This window comes from Streptomyces coacervatus (assembly GCF_029223485.1).
Classification (GTDB): Bacteria; Actinomycetota; Actinomycetes; order Streptomycetales; family Streptomycetaceae; genus Streptomyces; species Streptomyces coacervatus.
Genome location: NZ_JARHTP010000033.1, coordinates 58,039 through 80,065, shown reverse-complemented (window position 1 = coordinate 80,065; position 22,027 = coordinate 58,039). Strand labels below are relative to the sequence as shown.

At 69.1% G+C, this 22,027-nt stretch carries 21 protein-coding genes and 1 rRNA gene; 17 read left to right on the top strand and 5 right to left on the bottom strand.

The genetic code is table 11. From position 1 onward, the window contains the following. The 5 genes from rrf to P2Q00_RS47900 form a co-directional block, all read left to right on the top strand. Positions 1–107: ribosomal RNA gene (gene rrf / locus P2Q00_RS47920) — 5S ribosomal RNA — on the top strand; the annotation flags it as partial. Between the two features lie 62 nt (positions 108–169). Further along, positions 170–814 carry an HAD family hydrolase gene (locus tag P2Q00_RS47915; RefSeq protein ID WP_275781242.1) on the top strand — a complete coding sequence of 215 codons (645 nt, stop codon included), beginning with the start codon at positions 170–172 and terminating at the stop codon, positions 812–814. A 69-nt stretch (positions 815–883) separates the two neighbouring features. Continuing rightward, a complete protein-coding gene (locus tag P2Q00_RS47910; protein WP_275781240.1) occupies positions 884–1,588 on the top strand; it encodes a VC0807 family protein in 705 nt (234 codons plus the stop codon). Positions 1,589–1,669: 81 nt separating this feature from the next. Next, positions 1,670–2,893 (top strand): MFS transporter, encoded by a 1,224-nt coding sequence (locus P2Q00_RS47905; RefSeq protein WP_275781239.1) that lies wholly within the window; start codon positions 1,670–1,672, stop codon positions 2,891–2,893. Beyond that, entirely contained in the window at positions 2,844–4,016 is a 1,173-nt protein-coding gene (locus P2Q00_RS47900) for an acetoin utilization protein AcuC (protein ID WP_275781237.1), read from the top strand. Before P2Q00_RS47905 ends, P2Q00_RS47900 begins: the two co-directional genes overlap by 50 nt. A gap of 190 nt (positions 4,017–4,206) precedes the next feature. Here the strand turns inward: P2Q00_RS47900 and P2Q00_RS47895 are convergent, their stop codons facing one another. After that, positions 4,207–4,641 (bottom strand): spore-associated protein A, encoded by a 435-nt coding sequence (locus tag P2Q00_RS47895; RefSeq protein WP_275781235.1) that lies wholly within the window; start codon positions 4,639–4,641, stop codon positions 4,207–4,209. A gap of 218 nt (positions 4,642–4,859) precedes the next feature. Between P2Q00_RS47895 and P2Q00_RS47890 the strand changes: the two genes are divergently transcribed. The 5 genes from P2Q00_RS47890 (at position 4,860) to P2Q00_RS47870 (ending at position 8,675) form a co-directional block, all read left to right on the top strand. Then, positions 4,860–5,675, top strand: a complete 816-nt coding sequence (locus P2Q00_RS47890) for a phosphatase (protein WP_275781233.1) — start codon at positions 4,860–4,862, stop codon at positions 5,673–5,675. A 129-nt stretch (positions 5,676–5,804) separates the two neighbouring features. Beyond that, positions 5,805–6,014 (top strand): helix-turn-helix domain-containing protein, encoded by a 210-nt coding sequence (locus tag P2Q00_RS47885; RefSeq protein WP_016437488.1) that lies wholly within the window; start codon positions 5,805–5,807, stop codon positions 6,012–6,014. Between the two features lie 153 nt (positions 6,015–6,167). Continuing rightward, positions 6,168–6,266 carry a 30S ribosomal protein bS22 gene (locus P2Q00_RS47880; protein WP_003948845.1) on the top strand — a complete coding sequence of 33 codons (99 nt, stop codon included), beginning with the start codon at positions 6,168–6,170 and terminating at the stop codon, positions 6,264–6,266. Positions 6,267–6,546: 280 nt separating this feature from the next. Then, a complete protein-coding gene (locus P2Q00_RS47875) occupies positions 6,547–7,608 on the top strand; it encodes an NAD-dependent epimerase/dehydratase family protein (RefSeq protein WP_275781232.1) in 1,062 nt (353 codons plus the stop codon). 14 nt (positions 7,609–7,622) lie between these two features. Continuing rightward, positions 7,623–8,675: a lysophospholipid acyltransferase family protein gene (locus tag P2Q00_RS47870; protein WP_275781231.1), complete on the top strand. Its 1,053-nt coding sequence runs from the start codon at positions 7,623–7,625 to the stop codon at positions 8,673–8,675. A gap of 83 nt (positions 8,676–8,758) precedes the next feature. Here the strand turns inward: P2Q00_RS47870 and P2Q00_RS47865 are convergent, their stop codons facing one another. The 3 genes from P2Q00_RS47865 to P2Q00_RS47855 all read right to left on the bottom strand — a co-directional run bounded on the left by P2Q00_RS47865 (position 8,759) and on the right by P2Q00_RS47855 (position 12,671). Then, a complete protein-coding gene (locus tag P2Q00_RS47865) occupies positions 8,759–9,976 on the bottom strand; it encodes a DUF5667 domain-containing protein (protein ID WP_275781230.1) in 1,218 nt (405 codons plus the stop codon). A gap of 301 nt (positions 9,977–10,277) precedes the next feature. Then, positions 10,278–11,054 carry an ECF subfamily RNA polymerase sigma factor, BldN family gene (locus P2Q00_RS47860; RefSeq protein ID WP_275781229.1) on the bottom strand — a complete coding sequence of 259 codons (777 nt, stop codon included), beginning with the start codon at positions 11,052–11,054 and terminating at the stop codon, positions 10,278–10,280. 678 nt (positions 11,055–11,732) lie between these two features. Beyond that, positions 11,733–12,671: an HAD family hydrolase gene (locus P2Q00_RS47855; protein ID WP_275781228.1), complete on the bottom strand. Its 939-nt coding sequence runs from the start codon at positions 12,669–12,671 to the stop codon at positions 11,733–11,735. A gap of 152 nt (positions 12,672–12,823) precedes the next feature. On the opposite strand from P2Q00_RS47855, the gene P2Q00_RS47850 reads away from it, so the two are divergent. The 5 genes from P2Q00_RS47850 to P2Q00_RS47830 all read left to right on the top strand — a co-directional run bounded on the left by P2Q00_RS47850 (position 12,824) and on the right by P2Q00_RS47830 (position 18,491). Beyond that, positions 12,824–13,108: a glutaredoxin family protein gene (locus P2Q00_RS47850; protein ID WP_275781227.1), complete on the top strand. Its 285-nt coding sequence runs from the start codon at positions 12,824–12,826 to the stop codon at positions 13,106–13,108. 244 nt (positions 13,109–13,352) lie between these two features. After that, positions 13,353–14,123 carry a redox-sensing transcriptional repressor Rex gene (locus P2Q00_RS47845; RefSeq protein WP_275781226.1) on the top strand — a complete coding sequence of 257 codons (771 nt, stop codon included), beginning with the start codon at positions 13,353–13,355 and terminating at the stop codon, positions 14,121–14,123. Then, positions 14,120–15,835 (top strand): glutamyl-tRNA reductase, encoded by a 1,716-nt coding sequence (locus P2Q00_RS47840; protein ID WP_275781225.1) that lies wholly within the window; start codon positions 14,120–14,122, stop codon positions 15,833–15,835. Before P2Q00_RS47845 ends, P2Q00_RS47840 begins: the two co-directional genes overlap by 4 nt. Beyond that, complete coding sequence (gene hemC, locus P2Q00_RS47835; RefSeq protein ID WP_275781224.1) at positions 15,832–16,791, top strand: hydroxymethylbilane synthase; 960 nt, start codon at positions 15,832–15,834, stop codon at positions 16,789–16,791. The genes P2Q00_RS47840 and hemC overlap by 4 nt, the downstream gene beginning before the upstream one ends. Then, positions 16,788–18,491, top strand: a complete 1,704-nt coding sequence (locus P2Q00_RS47830) for a bifunctional uroporphyrinogen-III C-methyltransferase/uroporphyrinogen-III synthase (protein ID WP_275781223.1) — start codon at positions 16,788–16,790, stop codon at positions 18,489–18,491. Before hemC ends, P2Q00_RS47830 begins: the two co-directional genes overlap by 4 nt. Before the next feature lie 109 nt (positions 18,492–18,600). Here P2Q00_RS47830 and P2Q00_RS47825 read toward each other — a convergent pair whose 3' ends face one another. Further along, complete coding sequence (locus P2Q00_RS47825) at positions 18,601–20,019, bottom strand: FAD-binding oxidoreductase (RefSeq protein WP_275781222.1); 1,419 nt, start codon at positions 20,017–20,019, stop codon at positions 18,601–18,603. Between the two features lie 229 nt (positions 20,020–20,248). Between P2Q00_RS47825 and hemB the strand changes: the two genes are divergently transcribed. Then, positions 20,249–21,241 (top strand): porphobilinogen synthase, encoded by a 993-nt coding sequence (hemB, locus tag P2Q00_RS47820; RefSeq protein ID WP_275781221.1) that lies wholly within the window; start codon positions 20,249–20,251, stop codon positions 21,239–21,241. Between the two features lie 317 nt (positions 21,242–21,558). Further along, positions 21,559–21,927 carry a DUF805 domain-containing protein gene (locus P2Q00_RS47815; RefSeq protein WP_275781220.1) on the top strand — a complete coding sequence of 123 codons (369 nt, stop codon included), beginning with the start codon at positions 21,559–21,561 and terminating at the stop codon, positions 21,925–21,927. Positions 21,928–22,027: the final 100 nt, after the last annotated feature.

The following is a 22,027-nucleotide window of genomic DNA, read 5'->3' as shown; positions in this document are numbered from 1 at the left end:
ATAGCGTGAGGGAAACGCCCGGTTACATTCCGAACCCGGAAGCTAAGCCTTACAGCGCCGATGGTACTGCAGGGGGGACCCTGTGGGAGAGTAGGACGCCGCCGAACAATCATTGAGAAAACCCCCGTGCCATTCGGCACGGGGGTTTTCTGCGTTTAGGCTCGTGGTTATGCGCTATGACCTCGTGATCTTCGACAATGACGGTGTCCTCGTCGACAGCGAGCCGATCTCCAACCGGCTCCTGGCCGCTTATCTCAGCGAGCTCGGGCACCCGACCTCCTATGAGGCTTCTCTTCGCGACTACATGGGGTCTGCCATGCACCGGATCCATGACCTGATCGAGGAGCGAACCGGGCAGAGGCTTCCGGACGACTTCGACGACGTCTTCCATGCGCGGGTGTTCGCCGCGTTCGAGCGGGAGTTGGAGCCGGTTGCCGGGGCCGTCGGTGTCGTGGAGAAGCTGGCCGCTGACGGGGTGCCGTACTGTGTCGCTTCCTCCGGGAGCCATGAGCGGATTCGGGTGGGGCATCGGAAGACCGGGCTGGACCGGTGGTTCGACGACGGGCGGATCTTCAGTTCGCAGGATGTCGGGCGGGGGAAGCCGGCGCCGGATCTGTTCCTTTACGCGGCCGAGCGGATGGGGGTCGTGTCGACGCGGTGTGTGGTGGTCGAGGACAGTCCGCTGGGGGTGGAGGCGGCCGTTGCGGCCGGGATGGACGTCCTGGGGTTCACCGCCATGACGCCTGCTGAGAGGCTCGTAGGGGCTACTCAACTGTTCTCGGACATGGGGGAGTTGGCCGACCTGCTGGTCTGACATTTGTCATGTCGAGCTCCGGACGATCGTTTCTACTGGCGCTCGGGTGCCGGACGGCAAGCTGAGGGCATGACGACGATGACGAGCACGAAGACGAGCACCAAGAGCAACTTCGCCCCCCTGTTCGTGGATGTGGCGGTGCCCCTCGGTTCGTACTACCTGTTCAAGGACGGCTTCGGGATGAGCACCTTCGCGGCGCTCGCCTGGAGCAGCGTGGTGCCGGCCGTGCGGACCGGGTGGTGCGCGGTCAAGGAGCGGAAGACCAACGGACTTGCTGCTCTCATCCTTGTCGTGAACGTCGTTTCGCTGGCGCTCAGCTTTGTCTCCGGTGATCCGCGGCTGATGCTCGCCAAGGACAGCGGGGTCAGCAGCACCGTCGGGATCGGGATTCTGGTGTCGGTCGTGCTGGGACGGCCGATGATGACTGCGGGGCTCAAGCCCTTCCTGGTCAAGGACGTGGCCAGGGAAGCGGCCTGGGAGCGGCTGATGGGCGGGACCGCGGCCGGGTCGGCGGACTTCCGGCGCAAGGAGCGGGTCTTCTCGGTGGTGTGGGGAGTTGTGCTGCTCGGGGAGTGCGTCGCGCGAATCGTGGGGGCGTACACCGTGCCCGTGGACACCATGGTGTGGCTCGGGTCGGTCGTTCTGATCGGTGCGGTGGCGATCGGGATCGTGGTCGGCGGGGCGTTCGCCGCCGGGCCCATGGAGCGGATGCTGGCCGCGGAGGCCGAGGCGGCCGAGGAGACGGTGAAGGCCGAGGTGGCTGTCGCCGCCTGAAGCAGCCGAAGGTAAAGCTGAGGAAAATTCATCTTTGGCTTGATCTACCCACAGGTAGCCCGGGGCCCTACGCTCGCCGCCATGACAGATGTGCTGCGGCGCGGTAGGGCCTCTTTGGCGTTCAGCTTCTTCGCTCAGGGCGCCACCTTTGCCCTTCTGGTGACCCGCATTCCGGCCATCCAGAACCGGTACGGCGTCTCCGATGCGCTGCTTCCCGTCTTCCTGGCCGCCGTGCCGATCCTGGCCGGCGTCGGGAGCGTGACGACCGAGCAGCTGGTGAAGCGAATACGGCCCGGTCTGCTGCTGCGGTGCCTGCAGCCCGTGGTGCTGCTGGCGCTCCTCGGTGTCGGGTCCGGGGAGCACCTGGCCGAACTGGGGATCGCGCTGGGCGCGTTCGGGCTCGCAGTGGGCGGGCTCGACGCCTCGATGAACATGCTCGGGGTGAGCCTGCAGCGGTCGTACGGCCGCAGCATCATGCTCAGTTTCCATGCCGCGTTCAGCCTGGGCGGGATCGTGGGGGCCTCGCTGGCCTGGGTGGGGGCGCACTGGCAGCTGGCGCTGTGGGTGTCGTATCTGCCGGTCGTCGCGGTGCTGTTGCCGGCCACGCTGGTGGGGAGTCGGTGGTACGTCGGAGGGGGCGCCTCCGTCGACGTACCGGACGAGAGGGAGGGACAGGCTCAGGGGCAGTCTGTCGTCTTCAAGTTGTTGCTGCCGTTGTGTCTTGTCATGACCTTCGCGTACATCGGGGACTCGACCGTCTCCAACTGGAGCGCCAAGTACCTGAAGGACGTGCTCGGGAGCTCGGAGCAGTTGTCGACGGTGCCGTACAACGTGTACATGGTGACCACGCTGCTGGGGCGTTCGTTGGGGGACTCCGGGGTGCGGCGGTTCGGGGCCGTGGCGGTCGTACGGCTGGGGGCGGTGGTGGCGGCGCTGGGGTTTGCGGTGGTGGCCGTCGCGCCGGGGGCGTGGGTGGGGATGCTCGGGTTCACGCTGCTGGGGCTGGGGCTGTGCGTGCTGGTCCCGCAGACCTTCGCGGCGGCCGGGCGGCTGTTCCCGCATGCCTCAGATGCCGCCGTCGCGCGGCTCAATGTGTTCAACTACGTCGGCTTTCTGATCGGCTCGCCGTTGGTGGGGGCGCTGGGGGACGCGTGGAGTTATCGCTGGGCGATGCTCGTTCCGATGGTGTTGGTGCTGGTGACCCTGGTCTACGCCCGGTCGTTCGCTCCTCAATCGGACCGATACGGTGGCGGGCATGAGCGGCCGCGCACAGCTGATGTGGGACGAGGCAGTAACGGGCTATGACTTCGGTCCGGACCATCCGATGGATCCGGTCCGGCTCGCCCTGACCAGGCATCTTGTCGATGCTTTCGGGCTCGACAAGGACGTCGAGGTGGTGGCGGCGAAGCCCGCAGGGGAGTCGACCCTGCGGCTCGTCCACCGGGAGGACTACGTCGACGCGGTGAAGGCCGCTTCGGCGGATCCGGAGGCGGCGGACGGGGCGTACGGCCTGGGGACGATGGACGATCCCGCCTTCGCGGGGATGCACGAGGTGTCGGCGCTGATCGCCGGGCTGTCGGTGGGGGCGGCTGAGGCGGTGTGGAGCGGGGACGCGCTGCACGCGGTGAACTTCGCGGGCGGGCTGCATCATGCGATGCCGGGGGGTGCGTCCGGGTTCTGCATCTACAACGACGCCTCGCTGGCCATCGCGCGGCTGCTGGAGCTGGGCGCCGAGCGGGTCGCGTATGTCGATGTGGACGTGCATCACGGGGACGGGGTGCAGGCGGCCTTCTGGGAGGACCCGCGGGTGTTGACGATCTCGTTGCACGAGCATCCGCGGACGTTGTTTCCGCAGACCGGGTGGCCGGAGGAGACGGGGGCCGACTCCGCTGAGGGGTCGGCCGTCAATGTGGCGCTGCCCGCCGGGACCGGGGATGCCGGGTGGCTGCGGGCCTTCCATGCCGTCGTACCGGAACTGATTGCCGATTTCCGGCCGCAGGTGCTGGTGACGCAGCACGGGGCCGATACGCACTTCGAGGATCCGCTCGCGCATCTGGCTGTGTCGCTGGATGCCCAGCGAGCCGTGCAGGTCGCCTGCCATGAGCTTGCGCATGAGTACGCTGGCGGGAAGTGGGTTGCGCTGGGTGGGGGTGGATACGCGGTCGTCGAGGTTGTGCCGCGGTCGTGGACGCATCTTGTGGGGATCGCGGCGGGGCGGGAGATTGCGCCGGAGGCCGTGATTCCGGAGGGGTGGCGGCAGGAAGTGTTTGCGCGGACGCGGCAGTTGGCGCCGGCGCGGATGACTGATGGGCGGTGGCCGGTGTCCTGGGCCGAGTGGGATGCGGGGTATGACCCTGCGGATCGGCTTGATCAGGCGGTGCTGGCTACTCGGCGGGCCGTGTTTCCGTTGCGGGGGTTGCTGGCGTAGGGGGACCCTCGGTTGGGGCTGGGCAGGGGGGGCGCTTGCCCGCGCGTGCGGGGTGCCGCTGCGCCCACCCGTGCCGCCCCAGCGGCACGACTGCCCGCAGCTATGGCGGCTGCAGCGGCACCCCCTGCCTTGCCTGCGCTGCACGACTGCCCGCAGTTGAGCGGGCTGCAGCGGCACCCCCTTGGCTGTGTCAGCCGCAGTGGCCCGAGTCGCCGCCCGAGGCGTTGCCGATGACGCCGTACCACTCGATGCAGTGGCCGCGGGCTTCGACGTAGACGGGGCCGGCGTAGGACTTGTACTCGCCTGCGTCGCGGACCGGGGTGGTCTCGTGGCCGACGAGGGCGTTGAGTTCGACGGACATGTAGATCTTCGCCCCCGTGGTGTTGCGGATGGTCACGGCGCAGTTCTTGCCGGTCGACTCGTTCCAGGTCAGGAACACCTTGCCGGAGTTGCCGACCGGGGTGGAGTCGATGACCTTGTAGCCGGTGCCGCAGGCGCCGTTGTAGGACGCGGCTGCCGCCCTGGTGGTGGCCGCCGAGGCCGGAGCGGTGGCGGCGACCGTGCCGCCGAGGGCCAGCACGGTGAGTGCGGCGGCGGTCGTGGCGCGACGGGACAGCTTGTTCATGGTGTTCCCCCTGTTGGGTCGGTCGACTGATGTCGGTCAACGTGCTTGGGACGGTTGGTCGTTGCCGTCCATGCATGGTGAGACCCGGGAGCCCCCGCGACGGTTGTGGGCTGTTTTGTCGCTGTTCTGTCACCAGTGTCACGGGTGCCGTTACGCCAACTGTGCGGTGTTTGCCCGTTCGCATGCCCCTCCCCGTCCCCGTCCGTCACCATCGAATCGTGTTGAGCACCGGAGCCCTGCGGGCCCATCTCCTGGCCGCCCGTCTCGCCGGGCCCGTGGCCACCTCCCGGGAGGAGAGCCTGCGCAGCTATCGGCTGTTCGCCGCCCGCGACCCCCGCGTGCTGATCGGGCTCGATCCCGAATGGACATGGCGGCAGCGGGATTTGATCGAGTTGATGGCGGACAAGTGCGGGGTTTCGGCCGATCCTCAGCATGTCTCCGGCCATGATGTGATCGATCCTGAGCGGACTTTGAGCGCCCTCGATGCCTTCGCCGAGCGCCTCGCCGCTGCCGCCCAGCGCAGGGTGCCCGTGCTCCTGGGTACCGGTCACCCCCACCGGCTGCTCGGGTTCTACGCCGCGATCGCGGACGCGCTGTCGGCGGCGGGATGTACCGTCCTCACACCCGCGCATGGTCACTGTGTCGACATAACGACCCGGTTCGGTCTACGCACGTACAACCTTGACTACGTACAAGGAGTCGCGCTGGTGCGGGAACCCGGCGCGCCTCGCCCCGGTTGTGCGACCGGCGCACACACGCATTCACCGCTCCCGGTTCGTACCGCGCTGGCCGCGGCGGCCGAGGCCGGCGGGCCGCTTCCCGAGCTGGTCGTCGGGGACCACGGCTGGGTCTGCGGGGCAGGTCAGCTGGGGTTCGAGGCCATTGGTCTTGCCGATACGGACGACCCCGCGCTCTTCGTGGGGGAGGCCGAGGGGTCGGTGTCCGTCGTCGTTCCACTTGATGACGCTGTGCGGTCTGATTACTACCGGCCGCTTACCCGCTACGTACTCAATCGAGCGTGTCTGTCACAGTAGGCCGCCGATGGGTGCACCTCTTCCCCACTCGCATCACCCGCCCCTACATTGGGGAGTGAGCACGCAGCGACGAAGCGTCACCGGAAGGGGAAGCCGGTGGCCGTCGAGTGCGGAAGGTTCAGGTGTGTCATGGCTGCTGAGCAGAGGCCTCTGAGCGAGGTTCAGTTCCTAACCGTGGCGGAGGTCGCCTCGGTGATGCGAGTGTCGAAGATGACCGTGTACCGGCTGGTGCACAGCGGTCATCTGCCCGCGATCAGGGTGGGGCGGTCCTTCCGCGTCCCCGAGAACGCGGTTCACGAGTACCTCCGCGAGAGCTACGTGGGGGTGGAAACCGCCTGACGGCGATCCCGGGGGGATCCTCAGGGCACTTCGGGATCTCCCCCGGCACCCTCGATTACGACCTCAGCGCTCGGGCGGGTAGGCTGGCCCCTTGTAGGTCGTATGGGCCCATGGCGCCCAGCACCGAGTGATGAGAAGTGAGCGAGGGTAGTCGTGGGCTCTGTTATCAAGAAGCGGCGCAAGCGGATGGCCAAGAAGAAGCACCGCAAGCTGCTCAAGCGCACGCGCGTTCAGCGTCGCAACAAGAAGTAAGCGACGCTCCAGGAGCGTGTTCTGTGGCCCCCCACCGCAACCGGTGGGGGGCCACACGCGTTTGGAGTTCACAGAAGCTCCCAGAAGCGCACGGGACCTCGCACAAGGCCGGTGCGTACGCACGTGTTTCACATGGCTTGGTCTGTTCGTACGTCTGTGGATGTCGTCACTTCGTGCATTGGGTGGTCATCACAGCGCAACATCGACCCGCTAAGTTGGCCGCACACGGGGAACGCGGCACGCTACGAGTACCGGACGGTCTGAAAGGAAGGCGCAGATCTTGGGCAAGGTCGTGCTCGTGACCGGAGTGGCCCGCAGGTTGGGGGGCCGGTTCGTGCGACGGATCCAGCGTGACCCACAGGTGGACCGGGTCGTCGCCGTGGACGCGGTCCCTCCCGAGCACCACCTGGGGGGTGCTGACTTCATCCAGGCCGACATCCGGCAGCCCACCATCGCGCGCGTGCTCGCCGAGACGGGCGCCGACACGGTCGTACACATGGATGTGAGCGCCACCGGGCTCGGCAGCGGCAGCCGGACCGCGATCAAGGAGACCAACGTCATCGGCACCATGCAGCTGCTCGGTGCCTGCCAGAAGTCGCCCACCGTGAAGCGGCTCGTCGTGAAGTCCAGTACGAACGTGTACGGGTCCGCGCCCCGCGATCCCGCGGTGTTCACCGAGACGACCCCGCCCAAGTCCCTGCCCAGCGGCGGCTTCGCCAAGGACACGGTCGAGGTCGAGGGGTATGTACGGGGCTTCGCGCGACGGCGGCCCGATGTGGCCGTATGTGTGCTGCGGTTCGCGAACATCCTGGGGCCGACCGCGGACACGCCGCTCGCCTCCTACTTCGCGCTGCCTGTCCTGCCGACCGTGTTCGGCTACGATCCGCGGCTGCAGTTCGTGCACGAGGACGATGTGATCGAGGTGCTGCGGATCGCCTCGCACGATCCGGAGCGGGGCACGCTCAACAGCGGCACCTTCAACATCGCCGGCGACGGCGTCCTGCTGCTCTCCCAGTGCTCCAGGCGGCTGGGCCGCCCCACGGTGCCGCTGCTGCTGCCGGCGGTCACCTGGGCGGGCTCCCTGGTGCGGACGCTGGGCATGACGGACTTCTCGCCCGAACAGATCCGGCTGTTGACCCACGGCCGGGTCGTGGCGACGGACCAGATGCGTGAGACGCTCGGATTCAAGCCGAAGTACACGACGGCGGAGACGTTCGCGGACTTCGCGCGCAGTCATGGACCCGGGCTCCTGCCGCCGGAGGCCCTTGCGGGAGCCGTCGACCGGATCGCCGCGCTGCCCGTCCTGGGCAGCGGCCACCCCCCGACGCAGAGCGCCAACTGAGGAGCGCATCAACGATGGCGGATGCCAAGGTCATTCCGTTCGACGACGACCGGTCCCGCGGGAGCGCCGTACAGCGGCCGCCGCGGCGTCGGGGCGCGGGGAGCCGACGCAAGACCGCGGAACCCGCGCTGGTCGGCGAGGTCCAGCCCCTGCCCAGCAGGGCGCGCGCGCAGGATGATGTTCCTGTGACACATGAGGAACAGCCGCCCCGGCGGCCGCAGGACGGCGGCGGCCTGGAGCGGCGTGTCGCGAGCGGTCTGGGCTTCCTGCGCCGCCGCCTCACCGGCGACTACGAGGTCGACGACTTCGGTTACGACGAGGAGTTGACCGACCAGGTCCTGATGTCCCTGCTGCGCCCGGTGTACGAGAAGTACTTCCGGGTCGAGGTGAAGGGCATCGAGAACATCCCGTCCCAGGGCGGCGCGCTGATCGTCGCCAACCACTCCGGGACGCTTCCGCTGGACGGCCTGATGATGCAGGTCGCCGTCCACGACAACCACCCCGCGGGCCGCCATCTGCGCCTGCTCGCGGCGGACCTCGTCTTCATGCTGCCCGTGGTCAACGAACTGGCCCGCAAGCTCGGTCACACCCTGGCCTGCGCGGAGGACGCGGAACGTCTCCTGGGCCAGGGCGAGCTGGTCGGGGTCATGCCGGAGGGTTTCAAGGGCATCGGCAAACCCTTCAGTGAGCGCTACAAGCTCCAGCGCTTCGGCCGCGGCGGCTTCGTCTCCACGGCGCTGCGGCACGGCACGCCGATCATCCCCTGCTCGATCGTCGGAGCCGAGGAGATCTATCCGATGATCGGCAACGCGAAGACGCTGGCGCGTCTGCTGGGTTTCCCGTACTTCCCGCTGACGCCGACGTTCCCGTGGCTCGGCCCGCTCGGTGCGGTCCCGCTGCCGACGAAGTGGACGATCCAGTTCGGCGAGCCGATCCAGACGGACGGCTATCCGCCGGAAGCCGCCGAGGACCCGATGCTGATGTTCAACCTGACGGATCAGGTGAGAGAACAGATCCAGCACACGCTGTACAAGTTGCTGGTGCAGCGGCGGTCTGTGTTCTTCTGAACCGGCGCAGGGCTCTGCCCGGCCTTTTTCGTACGACGACGGGGGCGCCCCTCGGCAGAAGGGCGCCCCCGTCGTCGTACGGGCTATTGGTTTGATTCCCCGCTTTCGATGCCCAGGCCGGGGAGCAGGCCCGGGAGGAGGGGCGGGATTGTCACGTCCGGTTCGGTGGTCGGGGTCTTGCCGGTGGACGGGGAGGCGCTGCCGCTGTCCTTGGGCGGGTCGAGCAGGCCGCCGGTGCTGCCTCCGAGCAGGCCCTCGCCGGTGGAGCCGGCCGACTGGCTGGGGCTGCTGGAGTGACTGCCGCTGGAGGAGCCGCTGCCGGTGCCGGACGCTGTCGATCCCCGGCCGGAGCCGGATGTGCCCTTGGGCGCCGTACCCGAGCCGTGTCGCTTGCCGTGGCCGCCGCCGTGGGCCGGGGGCAGCAGGGGCTGCAGCGGGGCGACCTCTTCGTCTATGGCGGCGAACACCGACGACACCTGGTTGCTGACGTCCCCGAGTTGGACCGGGAGCCTCTGGCGGAGGGCCCCCCAGACCTCGCGGTGCGAGCGTGAGAAGGCGGACAGGGCCTGGATGGGGCCGAGGGACCCGGGGTCGCGCTCATACGCCTCGTGCAGCAGCCGGTGGCCCTCGGACGCGTCGCGCGTCATGCCCGACAAAGTGCGGCGGATCTCGCCGACGGACTCGTGATCGAGGTGGCCGCCGCCACGGCCGCGCTCCATCAGACGGCGGGCCTCGGCCAGCCGGGTGGAGGCCTGGTCGAGGTAGGCCACTCCGCGCTCGTCGTCCCCGTCGGACAGGTAGTTGAGCTTGAAGTCCTCGATGCCGCGTTTGAGTCCGTAGAGCGAGTCACCGGGCAGGGCGTCCGAGCTGGCGGCGGCGACTCCGCCGAAGGCGCCCGCCGCGACGCCGACGCTGAGCCCGCCCGCGGCAAGGCCCTTGGTCAGCCGTGACCGCGGTCGCAGTTTGCCCAGTGGACTCGCCCGGTGTGCGCCGCGGGAGCGCTGCCCGGGTACCGCGGCGTCCGCCGCCTCGCCGCCGGCGCCCTCCTGAACCATGGCCTCGAACGCGGCCACCAGCTGTGCCCGCTGGACGACCTTGACCTCGGGGTCCAGCGCCGGTCTGGGCAGCTCGCCGAGACCGTCCGCGAGGGCCAACAGGCGGCCCTGCTCGGTCTGTTCCGCAGCAGCCGGGGCCGGGGCCGGTCCTTCGGACTGCTCGGCCGCCGTGCCCTGGTCCGGCTGCTCCTCCAGAGCCTGGGCGAAGGCGTTCGCCCGCCGGTGTGCCGATACGTTCGCGATCACTGGCGGCACCTCCTCTCGTGAAGACGGTCGACTCCCCAGGGGGTCCTGAGGGTTGCACGCTCTGACCACATCCACACGATCGAGTGATCGGAGACGGCCAGGGAGTGACCACAGGGAGCCTGCATCCCGCACAACGAGCGTCTCGGCACTTGGGTTACGGACGACGGATGATCGGATCGGGAAGTCAACGGACTTTCACTGACAGCTAGTTGGACATCACCGAGCGTGCACCGGGTGTGTTCTGTCCGGCCCGGGATGTGCCAGGTGGGATCCGTGGGTTCCGTGGGTTCCGTGCGTTCTGTCAGCGGGCGTCGTCCGGGAGGAGGCGAGCCAGGGTGCGTACGGCTCGGTACTGGAGGGTCTTGATGGCGCCCTCGTTCTTGCCCATCACCCGGGCGGTCTCGGCGACGGAGAGGCCCTGGAGGAAGCGGAGCGTGACGCACTCCTGCTGCTGGGGGTTGAGCCGTCGTACGGCGTCGAGCAGGGCGGCGTTGGAGAGGGACTCCAGGACGGAGTCCTCGGGGGAGCGCTCGACCTCGTTGGCGTCGAGCATCTCGCCGGTCGTCACCTCGAGGCGGAAGCGGCTCGACTTGAAGTGGTCGGCCACGAGGTTGCGGGCGATGGTGACCAGCCAGGCGCCGAAGTCGCGGCCCTGCCAGGTGAAGGTGCCGATGCGGCGCAGGGCGCGCAGGAACGTCTCGCTGGTGAGGTCCTCGGCGGTGGCTTTGCCGCCGACGCGGTAATAGATGTAGCGGTACACGGTGTCGCTGTACTGGTCGTAGAGCCGCCCGAAGGCGTCGGCCTCGCCGGCCTGGGCGCGCTCGACGAGGTCCATCATCCGGGCGCTGTCGCTGTCCGCGGCCGGGCGGCGGGTGGTGGTGGCACCGGCGGCGCGGCTGCGTCTGCCGACGGCGGCGGTGCTGCCGTCGGCGAGCGCGTAGCACGGGCCGACGGGGGTGCTGGCTACGGCTAGGGCGGGGACGGCGTACGCGGTGGGGACGAAGCCGCGCAACAGGTTGTGGACCGTTGCGCGCAGCGTAGCCAGGCCCGAGGCGTCAACCCCGACGTGTGGGTACACGGGACTCCCAGAGGCAGAGCTTCCATCACGTGCAGTGCGGGACCTTTCACCCGTCGTAGCGACGGAGGGGTACCGGTTTGCGTCTGAGGAGAATAACGCTTCGTGCAGGCGCTGCTACACCCAGTTGCTCAAATCATCGATTACGTCGCTTCTGTAACCGATTGAGGGCCGATCAAGTGCCGTGATGTGACTGGTTGTTGATCGAAATGGGTTTGGTTTCGAGTGGGAACGGGGCGTGTTGTGGCCGTGTGCAGCCAATGGGACTGGACAGGGGGGTGTGGGGGTATGTCCTGGCGATTGGCGTGTTTGGGGCGAGGGCGGTCGCGGTGTGATCAGGGGTGGTGCGGGTGTTGATGTTTTCTCGCCCCCGCCGCCCCTACCCGTCCCGTCACCAGGGGCGCTGCCCCTTCGACCCCGCCAGGGGGCTCCGCCCCCTGGACCCCCAGTCGGCCTGAACGGCCTCGTCCTCAAACGCCGGACGGGCTGAAAGACAACGGCCTCGTCCTCGAACGCCGGACGGGCTGAAAGACAACGGCCTCGTCCTCGAACGCCGGACGGGCTGAAGTGCACTGACCGGCGGCTGGAAGGCGGTGCAGTTTCTGTGGCTGCTCGCAACTCACCCGTGTTCGCTCGCGGATTGGCTTGCGGCGCAGCTGTGGGGGCCCGGAGGTGTTGGAGTCAGCGGCGGCGTTTGTGGAGGGCGATTGCTGCTGCTGTGCCGCCTGCTACTGCGCCTACGCCCGCTGCCGCGGGGATGCCCACCTTGGCTGCCTTGCGGCCGGTGCGGTAGTCGCGCAGGCGCCAGTCCAGGTTGCGGGCGTGTTTGCGGAGCTTGGTGTCGGGGTTGATGGCGTAGGGGTGGCCGACGAGGGAGAGCATCGGGATGTCGTTGTGGGAGTCGCTGTAGGCGGCGCAGCGGGTCAGGTCCAGGCCCTCCGCGGCGGCCAGGGCCCGTACTGCTTCTGCCTTTGCGGGGCCGTGGAGGGGTTCGCCCACCAGCTTGCCGGTGTAGACGCCGTCGACTGATTCGGCCACTGTGCCCAGGGCGCCGGTGAGGCCGAGGCGGCGGGCGATCACCGTGGCGATCTCGACCGGGGCCGCTGTGACCAGCCATACCTTCTGGCCCGCGTCCAGGTGTGCCTGGGCGAGTGCGCGGGTGCCCGGCCAGATGCGCTCGGCCATGTACTCGTCGTAGATCTCCTCGCCGATGGACTGGAGTTCCGCGACGCGGTGGCCCTTCACGATGGAGAGGGCCGAGTCGCGGGCCTCCTGCATGTGTTCCGGGTCCTCGACGCCGGCCAGCCGGAACCACGCCTGCTGCCAGGCGAACTTGGCGAGGTCGCGGGTCTCGAAGAACTTGCGCTTGTAGAGGCCTCGGCCGAAGTGGAAGAGGGCAGCGCCCTGCATCACGGTGTTGTCGAGGTCGAAGAAGGCTGCTGCCTTGTCGTCGCCCAGCACCGGGAACTGCGGTTCTGTGTCCTGGGTGTCCGGGACGTCTTGGACGTCCTGAACTTCCTGCGAGGACTTGCGCGCTGCCTCCGCCGAGGCCTCGCCTGCCAACACGCTCCGCGCCGTGGCGGAGCGCCTACGGGGAGTGAGCCATCCGAGAGCGGCCATGCCCGTGAGCATAGCCAGTTTGTTCGGTGCCTCCAGACGCGAGAGGTTTGAACGCTGTGAACTCTCCGCGACCGTGTCGTTAAAGAACTGATCTGATCCGCCGGTTCATTGGTGTTTCCGCGAGTGTGCCGCCGCCGTGCGGTCGCGCGAGAATGGCTGACATGAGTCCCCTCTTCCGACGTAAGCCCCAGGACGTTCAGGACCGGAGCGTCACTCTCATTCGTAAGCCCGGGTGCCATCTGTGTGATGACGCACAGGTTGTGGTGGAGAAGGTGTGCGGGGAGGTGGGGGTGGCGTGGGAGGCGAAGGACATCTCTCTGGATCAGCAGCTTCATGACCAGTATTGGGAGCAGATTCCCGTTGTTCTCGTCGACGGCCGGCAGCACACTTTCTGGCGCGTGGACGAACAGCGGTTGCGCAAGGCGCTGACTGGCTGAGCGACCGACTGAGTGGACGACTGACCGAGGAGAGTGTGCGGTTTTGCCCCCAGCAGGTAGGGAGCGGTGGTGCTTGTGCGCCGGTTCTGCATCAGTGCGCCGGGGGCGCGTGACCCCGGTCACGTTGGCCGGGCAAAACGGACACCATCTTTGTGCACGCGTTCACAAAGACATAGCCTGCTGTCGACGGGGCGGTCTGGGTACGTGTGACCGCCTACAGCCCCGCTCTACCCGCAGGAGCACCGTGGCAACTGGCCGAACTCACCGACCGGCGACCCGTAGCCGAGGGATTCCCGAGGCCACCGTCGCCAGGCTTCCGCTGTACCTGCGCGCCCTGACCGCACTGTCGGAGCGCTCGGTACCCACGGTCTCGTCCGAGGAACTGGCGGCCGCCGCGGGGGTCAACTCCGCCAAGCTGCGCAAGGACTTTTCCTATTTGGGGTCCTATGGGACCCGTGGTGTCGGGTACGACGTCGAGTATCTCGTCTATCAGATCTCACGTGAGCTGGGGCTGACCCAGGACTGGCCGGTTGTGATCGTCGGTATCGGTAACCTCGGCGCCGCTCTGGCCAATTACGGCGGGTTCGCCTCGCGTGGGTTCCGGGTCGCGGCCCTCATAGACGCCGATCCGGCGATGGCGGGGAAGCCGGTTGCGGGAATTCCCGTGCAGCACACCGACGACCTGGAAAAGATCATCGAGGACAACGGGGTGAGCATCGGCGTCATCGCCACTCCCGCCGGTGCCGCCCAGCAGGTCTGTGACCGGCTCGTGGCCGCCGGGGTCACCTCCATTCTGAACTTCGCGCCGACCGTGCTGTCCGTCCCGGAAGGCGTCGACGTACGCAAGGTGGATCTCTCGATCGAGCTGCAGATTCTTGCCTTCCACGAGCAGCGCAAGGCCGGCGAAGAGGCCGAGGCCGCGGGGCCCGACGGCTCCGGGCCGGTCGCCGCCGCCCGCAAGGAGTCCGCCGAGCAGGGGCCCGACGGGGACGTACCCGCCGTGATGCCGGCATGAGTCTCCTCGTCGTCGGGCTGAGTCACCGCAGCGCCCCGGTCAGCGTCCTGGAGCGGGCCGCGCTGAACGCGGACGCCCAGATCAAGCTGCTGCAGGACACGGTCGCCGCGGAGCCCGCCACCGAGGCCGCGGTCCTCGCCACCTGCAACCGCATCGAGCTGTACGCCGACGTCGACAAGTTCCACGCCGGTGTCGCCGAGCTGTCCACGCTGCTCGCCCAGCACAGCGGGGTGGGGCTGGACGAGCTCACGCCCTATCTGTACGTCCATTACGAGGACCGGGCCGTTCACCATCTGTTCTCCGTGGCCTGTGGGCTCGATTCGATGGTGGTCGGTGAAGGGCAGATTCTTGGGCAGATCAAGGACTCGCTCGCCAAGGCGCAGGACCTGCACAGCGCCGGGCGGCTGCTGAACGACCTGTTCCAACAGGCGCTGCGGGTCGGCAAGCGCGCCCACTCCGAGACCGGGATCGACCGGGCGGGGCAGTCCCTGGTTACCTTCGGCCTTGAGCAGCTGGCCGTCGGCGCGGATGTGCAGGACTGGGCCCTCGGGAAGAAGGCGCTGGTCATTGGGGCCGGGTCGATGTCCTCGCTGGCCGCAGCCACGCTCGCGCGGGCCGGGGTCGCCGAGATCGTGATCGCCAACCGCACCGCCGACCGTGCGGAGCGGCTCGCGGAGATATTGACCGAGGGCGACGGCACGGACGTGGCGGCCCGCGCGGTACCGATGGATTCGGTGCCGGTCGAGCTGACACGTGCAGATGTCGTGGTGTCCTGTACCGGGGCGACGGGGCTCGTTCTGTCGGCGGAGGCGGTCGCCGCCGCGGTCGAGGGCCGCACGGGTGCACCCGTCGCCGTAGAGGAAAACGCTGCTGCGGCTGTGCAGACGGGCGCGCGTCCGCTGCCGCCCACCTCTGTGGGCACCGAGGAGGGCTGTCCGCTCGACCTGTCCGCCGTGCAGCAGGGCTTCTCCGTGGCCGGGGAGGCCGCCGTCGCCGGGATGGATGCGGCGACGCTGGAGCAGCACGCCGCCTGGGTGGACAACGGCACCGTCGACCGCCGTGAGGCCGCGCGCCGCGCGCCCGAGGCGGACGCCGCGCTGATCACCGCGCTCGCCGCCACCGTCGCCACGGTCGGGCGGATTCCCGAGCGCCGTAAGCCCGAGCCGGTCGTCGAGGCTCCGCGCCCCGCGCCCGTCCTGTTCCTCCTCGACCTGGCGATGCCCCGCGACATCGACGCCGCCGTGCACCGGCTGGCCGGAGTGCGGCTCGTCGACATCGAGTCGCTGGCCGAGGCTTCCGCAGATGCTCCGATGGCGGCCGACGTCGACCAGGTGCGGCGGATCGTGGCCGACGAGGTCGCTGCCTTCGGGGCGGCGCTGCGGGCCGCGCACATCACGCCCACCGTGGTCGCCCTGCGGACGATGGCCGCCGATGTCGTCGCGACCGAGATCGCGCGGCTCGAGGGGCGGCTGCCCGCGCTCGACGACAAGCACCGCAGCGAGATCACGCAGACCGTCAAGCGTGTCGTCGACAAGCTGCTGCATGCGCCGACCGTACGGGTCAAGCAGCTCGCGGCCGAACCGGGTGGTGCGGGGTATGCGGATGCCCTGAGGACCCTGTTCGACCTCGACCAGGAAGCGGTGGCCGCCGTCTCCCGGGCCGAGGGCGCCGACGATGAATCTGAGAACAGCAAGAACCGAGGGCCGGCATGAGTAGCAAGGCATGGAGACTGGGGACGAGGCGAAGCAGACTCGCCATGGCCCAGTCCGGGCAAGTGGCGGACGCCGTGAGCCAGGTGACCGGACGGCCCGTGGAGCTCGTCGAGATCACCACGTACGGCGACACGTCGCGTGAGCACCTGGCGCAGATCGGCGGCACGGGCGTGTTCGTCACGGCGCTGCGCGACGCGCTGCTGCGGGGTGAGGTCGACTTCGCGGTTCATTCGCTCAAGGACCTGCCCACCGCGCAGCCCGAGGAACTGGCGCTCGCCGCCGTCCCGCTGCGCGAGGACCCGCGTGACGCGATCGTCGCCCGGGACGCGCTGAAGTTCACCGACCTGCCGCGCGGGGCGCGCATCGGTACGGGTTCGCCGCGCCGCATGGCGCAGCTGAACGCGTACGCGCGCAGCCACGGGCTGGACATCGAGACGGTCCCGATACGAGGGAATGTGGATACCCGGATCGGGTATGTGCGGGACGGTGAGCTGGACGCCGTCGTCCTCGCCGCCGCCGGCCTCAACCGGATCGGCCGTATCGACGAAGTGACCGACTTCCTGTCGGTCGACACCGTTCTGCCCGCCCCCGGCCAGGGGGCACTGGCGATCGAGTGTGCCGCGGACAACGCGGACCTGATCGCTGCGCTCGGAGAGCTCGACGACCCGTTCACCCGGGCCGCCGTGACCGCCGAGCGGTCACTGCTCGCCGCCCTGGAGGCCGGCTGCAGCGCCCCTGTGGGCGCGCTGGCCGACCTTCTGGCCGACGGGCAGATTGTCAACGAAATGCGCCTGCGGGGAGTCGTCGGTACCACCGACGGCTCTCGTACGGTGCAGCTGTCCACCACCGGTCCCGTGCCCGAGACGTACGACCAAGCAATGGCGCTCGGCCGTGAACTCGCTGCCGAGATGCTTGCCCAGGGCGCGGCCGGTCTGATGGGGGAGCGAGCACATTGAGCCCCACCACCCTTCCCGCCGGCCTTGAACACGGGCACGTCACCTTCCTCGGTGCCGGACCCGGGGATCCGGGACTGCTGACTCTGCGCGCCGTGGAGGCGCTGGCGAACGCGGACGTCCTCGTCGCCGAGCACGACGTGCTCGACGTGGTACGTCAGCACGCCAGACAAGGCGTCGCCGAGGTGCACACGGACGGGGGTCCTTCGTCGGACCCGCTTCCGGGCACGGGCACACCTCAGCTCGCGGTTGTTGACAGCTCGTCAACAACCGCTGGGGTCCCCGCGGTACGGGATGCCGCACATCTTGTCATGGAGGCCGCACGCAGCGGCAGGCGGGTCGTCCGTGCGGTGTCCGGGGACCCCGGACTCGATGCGTACGCCGCCGAGGAGATGCTCGCCTGCGTCGCCGCGGGCGTGCCCTTCGAGGTCGTGCCCGGTGTCGCCGCAGCCGTCGGCGTGCCCGCGTACGCCGGTGTTCCGCTGCGCGACGCCGAGGGCGCGGACGTGCGGTTCGTGGACGCCCGTACCGCCTCGGACCGGTGCTGGACGGAGGTGGGCGTCTCCGACGGGACCGTGGTCGTGTCGACGACGCTGGACTCCGTGGGTGCAGCCGCCGGTGAGCTGGTGTCGGCCGGCCGCAAGCCGGACACGCCGATCACCGTGACGGTGGCCGGTACGACCACGCGGCAGCGGACCTGGACGGCGACCCTGGGGACCATCGCCCAGACGCTGAAGCAGGCCAAGGTGCTGCCCTCGCCCGAGGGCGGGCGGCCGGTGATAGCCGTGGTCGGTGAGCGTTCTGCCGCCGCCCAGCGCGACCAGCTGTCGTGGTTCGAGTCCAAGCCCCTGTTCGGGTGGAAGGTGCTCGTGCCGCGTACGAAGGAGCAGGCGGCGTCGCTCTCCGACCAACTGCGGTCCTACGGGGCCGTACCGCACGAGGTGCCGACCATCGCCGTCGAGCCGCCGCGGACGCCCCAGCAGATGGAGCGGGCCGTGAAGGGGCTCGTCACCGGGCGGTACGAGTGGATCGCGTTCACCTCGGTCAATGCCGTGAAGGCGGTTCGGGAGAAGTTCGAGGAGTACGGGCTCGATGCCCGGGCTTTCGCGGGGATCAAGGTCGCCGCGGTCGGGGAGCAGACCGCCAAGGCGCTGGTTGCGTTTGGTGTGAAGCCGGATCTGGTGCCGAGTGGGGAGCAGTCGGCTGCGGGGCTGCTTGAGGACTGGCCGCCGTATGACCCTGTTTTCGATCCGATCGACCGGGTGTTCCTGCCGCGGGCCGATATTGCCACGGAGACCCTTGTTGCCGGGCTGATCGAGCTCGGGTGGGAGGTCGACGACGTCACGGCCTATCGGACCGTGAGGGCCTCGCCGCCGCCGGCCGACACGCGGGAGGCGATCAAGGGGGGCGGCTTCGATGCGGTGCTCTTCACTTCGTCGTCCACGGTGCGGAACCTGGTGGGTATTGCGGGCAAGCCGCACAACGTGACGGTGATCGCGTGTATTGGGCCGGCCACCGCCAAGACCGCCGAGGAGCATGGGCTGCGGGTGGACGTGATGGCTCCGGAGCCGTCTGTGCACAAGTTGGCGGAGGCTCTTGCCGACTTCGGGTTGCGGCGGCGGGCTGCTGCGCTGGAGGCCGGGGATGCGGTTACTCGGCCGAGTGAGCGGCGGCCGGGGGCTCGGCGTCGTCGTACGACCTGAGGTGTGTGGGGGTGCGCGGCCCTGGGGGCTGCGCCCCCAGACCCCCCATCGGCCCGAAAGGCCTCGTCCTCAAACGCCGGACGGGCTGAAATGGGCTGAACCGGGCTCGTCAGTGCGCCCCGGACGGGCTGAAGGGTGCCGTCACGGTGTGCCCGAAGCGCAGCAAGTTGCTCGGGTCGTAGTGCGACTTCGTTTCGCTCAGGCGGGCGTAGACCTCCTCCGTCCATGCCCGCGCCCGGTCGTGCTCGTCGCCCGGGGTGCCGTGGAGGTTGACCATCGTGTGGCCCGTGCCGTACGGAGCCATGGCGGTGTGGAGGGTGGTCGTGGCTGATTCCACGGCTGCTGCGGTGTCGGGATCAGGCAGGACCCCGACCGTTTCCAGGAGGTAGCTGGCGTCGCGGGCGCAGATGGCGTCCTCGACGGGGGCGGGGCGGGAGAGTTCGCCGCCCATGTGGCGGAGTTCTACCAGGAGGAGCGGGAGGTCGGGGACGGCCGGGCCCGCCTGGGCCAGGAAGGCCGTCTGGGCGTCCGGGGGGAAGGACCTGAGCAGGGTGCAGGCCTCGCGGGCGGGGAGCGGGTCCTCCGGGTCCAGGTAGATGCGGTCCATGGCCGCGTACGGCATTTCCTCCACCGTGTCGATGGTGATCGGAGCTGCCGCGCGGATGGGGGCCAGGAGGCTCTCGCCCTCCTTCGCGTCGCCGGTCCAGGCCAGTGCGACGCGGGCCCAGAAGCCGCCGCGCAGGGGCTCGGGGATCTGCGGGATCGGCGGGAGGCGCAGGATCGTGTAGGCGCTGCACATCTGGATGGGGAGGGTGGTCGTCCAGTCGGCCCAGGTGCGCAGGACCGTCTCCGCGTGTTCGCCGGGGAAGTAGATGCCGCCGCCCAGGATGGTGGTGAGCGGGAGCAGGTCGAAGGTCAGCTCGGTGACCACTCCTACGTTGCCCTTGCCGCCGCGCAGCGCCCAGAAGAGGTCGGGTTCGGTGTCGGCGGTCGCCGTGCGCAGGGTCGCGTCGGGGGTGACGACCTGGAACGAGTGGACTCGGTCGGCCGCGTAGCCGTAGGCCCGGCCGAGGATGGGGAGACCGCCGCCCAGCGTGTAGCCGACGACGCCCGCGTCCGAGGACGAGCCGTTGAGGGCGGCGAGGCCGTAGGGGGCGGCCGCCTCCAGGACATGGCGCCACCTCGCGCCGGCGGCGACCGTCGCGGTGCGTTCGGCCGGGTCGATCGTCACGTCGGTCATGCGGGTGGTGCTGATGAGCAGGCCGCCGTCGATCGGGAAGTTGGCGCCGTGGCCGGTGGCCTGGACGGCCACGGGGGTGTCGGTGGCCGCGGCCCAGCGCATCGCCGTGACGATGTCGTCGGCGCCGGTCGCTGCGACCACTACGTCCGGGTTGTGGAAGGCGGACAGATTGAAGCCCGTGACCTCGGCCACGTAGGCGTCGTCGCCGGGGCGGAGGACGGGGCCGTGGACATCCGACAGGGCGAACAGGTCCGGGGTGTGATGCGGGGGGTGGTGGGTGGCGGTCATGTCGTCCTCCTCCTTCGCGCAGGCAGGCAGGCAGCCCGGCAGGCGTGCGCGGCGAGGGGACGGGGGCCCGGTCCTTGCTCTTCGCCCATTTCTGGGCTCTCTGCTCATTTCAGGATGGACCCGGCGGGTGCGGGGCGCATCGTGGGTGGCGGCAGGCTGCGCGGGCCCGGCGTACAGCCCGACATACCGTCGGCAAAGGTGCCTGTGAGCCGGGCGTAGCGTAGGTGGCATGACGAAGTACGGATCCTTCCCCGGCACGCGGCCGCGGCGGCTGCGGACCACCCCCGTCATGCGGCGCATGGTCGCCGAGACCAGGCTGCACCCGGCGGACTTCATTCTCCCGGCGTTCGTGCGCGAGGGCGTCAGTGAGCCGGTGCCGATCACCGCCATGCCCGGCGTTGTCCAGCACACGCGCGACAGCCTGAAGAAGGCGGCCGCCGAGGCGGTGGCGGCCGGTATCTCCGGGATCATGCTGTTCGGCGTGCCGGAGGAGGAGAAGAAGGACGCCGCCGGGACGCCGGGGACGGACCCGGACGGGATTCTGCAGGTCGCGATCCGTGATGTGCGGGCCGAGGTCGGGGACGATCTTCTGGTCATGTCCGATCTCTGTCTCGACGAGACGACCGATCACGGGCACTGCGGGGTGCTGGACGCGGACGGGCGCGTCGACAACGACGCCACGCTGGAGCGGTACGCCGAGATGGCGCAGGTCCAGGCCGATGCGGGGGCCCATGTGGTGGGGCCCAGCGGGATGATGGACGGGCAGATCGGGGTCGTCCGCGACGCGCTCGACCAGATCGGGCGGGAGGACGTAGCGATCCTCGCCTATACGGTGAAGTACGCGTCCGCCTTCTACGGGCCGTTCCGGGAGGCCGTCGGCTCGTCGTTGAAGGGCGACCGGAAGACGTACCAGCAGGATCCCGCCAATGCGCGTGAGTCGCTGCGGGAGCTGGCGCTGGACCTCGAAGAGGGCGCCGACATGGTGATGGTGAAGCCGGCGGGACCGTATCTGGACATCCTGGCGCGGGTCGCGGACGCGGTGGACGTGCCGGTCGCCGCCTACCAGATCTCCGGCGAGTACTCGATGATCGAGGCCGCCGCCGAGAAGGGCTGGATCGACCGCGACCGGGCGATCATGGAGGCGCTGACGGGGATCAAGCGGGCGGGTGCGCAGAACATCCTGACGTACTGGGCGACCGAAGTGGCGCAAAAGTTGCGCTGACTTCGGCAACGGATGGGGATAGTTCCGGCCTCGAACCGGCGACTTGTCGGCATCGGAACGCATTCGGTTCGGCAACGGAAGCAACTCGGTGGGAGGAACGGGCGTTGTCCGTCTCCCCAACTCCCCGCTGTCGTCGATGGATCTGTCCGGAATTGAGTCAACCTTGGTGGGGCGGTTCGCGTCGCGAGCCGCCCCACGCCGCGTTGAGCTGCACGGACGTGATGGTTTGACGAGTTCTCGGCGGGGTCCATACCTTCTGCGCCTGGCCTGATCCGTTCCGGATGGTCTGAACGTCGATCCCATGGGGGGACATACAAGTGAGCTGGTTCATCGAGGCGTTGAAGAAGTACGCGGTGTTCAGCGGGCGCGCTCGCCGCAAGGAGTACTGGATGTTCACGCTGTTCGTCGGGATCATCTACGCCGTGCTGCTCGGCATCGGCATCGGAGCGAAGGTCACGGCCGTCCTGGCCCTCGCCGGCATCTTCTACGTCGCGATCCTGCTGCCCGCCCTGGCCGTGACCGTCCGCCGCCTGCACGACACGGGCCGCGCAGGCTGGTGGATCTTCTTCGGGATCGTCCCGATCGCCGGTCCCATCACCCTGCTGGTCTTCCAGTGCTCCGACAGCCAGCCGGGCGAGAACAAGTACGGCCCGAACCCGAAGGAAGCGGCTCTGGTCAACGCCTGATCCTCTGTGCCTGGAGGCCGCCCGGTTCTTGACCGGGCGGCCTCTTCGCGTTCCGTCCGGCAGCAGTGTGTGCGACAACGGCGTGCACGGCGACAGCGTG

Coding starts and splice junctions, on each gene's coding strand:
- P2Q00_RS47855 (WP_275781228.1), bottom strand. CDS start 12,671: ATGGCCGCTCTCGGATGGCTCACTCCCCGTAGGCGCTCCGCCACGGCG.
- P2Q00_RS47850 (WP_275781227.1), top strand. CDS start 12,824: ATGGCTGACATGAGTCCCCTCTTCCGACGTAAGCCCCAGGACGTTCAG.
- hemB (WP_275781221.1), top strand. CDS start 20,249: ATGACGAAGTACGGATCCTTCCCCGGCACGCGGCCGCGGCGGCTGCGG.
- hemC (WP_275781224.1), top strand. CDS start 15,832: ATGAGTAGCAAGGCATGGAGACTGGGGACGAGGCGAAGCAGACTCGCC.
- P2Q00_RS47840 (WP_275781225.1), top strand. CDS start 14,120: ATGAGTCTCCTCGTCGTCGGGCTGAGTCACCGCAGCGCCCCGGTCAGC.
- P2Q00_RS47885 (WP_016437488.1), top strand. CDS start 5,805: ATGGCTGCTGAGCAGAGGCCTCTGAGCGAGGTTCAGTTCCTAACCGTG.
- P2Q00_RS47915 (WP_275781242.1), top strand. CDS start 170: ATGCGCTATGACCTCGTGATCTTCGACAATGACGGTGTCCTCGTCGAC.
- P2Q00_RS47825 (WP_275781222.1), bottom strand. CDS start 20,019: ATGACCGCCACCCACCACCCCCCGCATCACACCCCGGACCTGTTCGCC.
- P2Q00_RS47895 (WP_275781235.1), bottom strand. CDS start 4,641: ATGAACAAGCTGTCCCGTCGCGCCACGACCGCCGCCGCACTCACCGTG.
- P2Q00_RS47905 (WP_275781239.1), top strand. CDS start 1,670: ATGACAGATGTGCTGCGGCGCGGTAGGGCCTCTTTGGCGTTCAGCTTC.
- P2Q00_RS47870 (WP_275781231.1), top strand. CDS start 7,623: ATGGCGGATGCCAAGGTCATTCCGTTCGACGACGACCGGTCCCGCGGG.
- P2Q00_RS47910 (WP_275781240.1), top strand. CDS start 884: ATGACGACGATGACGAGCACGAAGACGAGCACCAAGAGCAACTTCGCC.
- P2Q00_RS47900 (WP_275781237.1), top strand. CDS start 2,844: ATGAGCGGCCGCGCACAGCTGATGTGGGACGAGGCAGTAACGGGCTAT.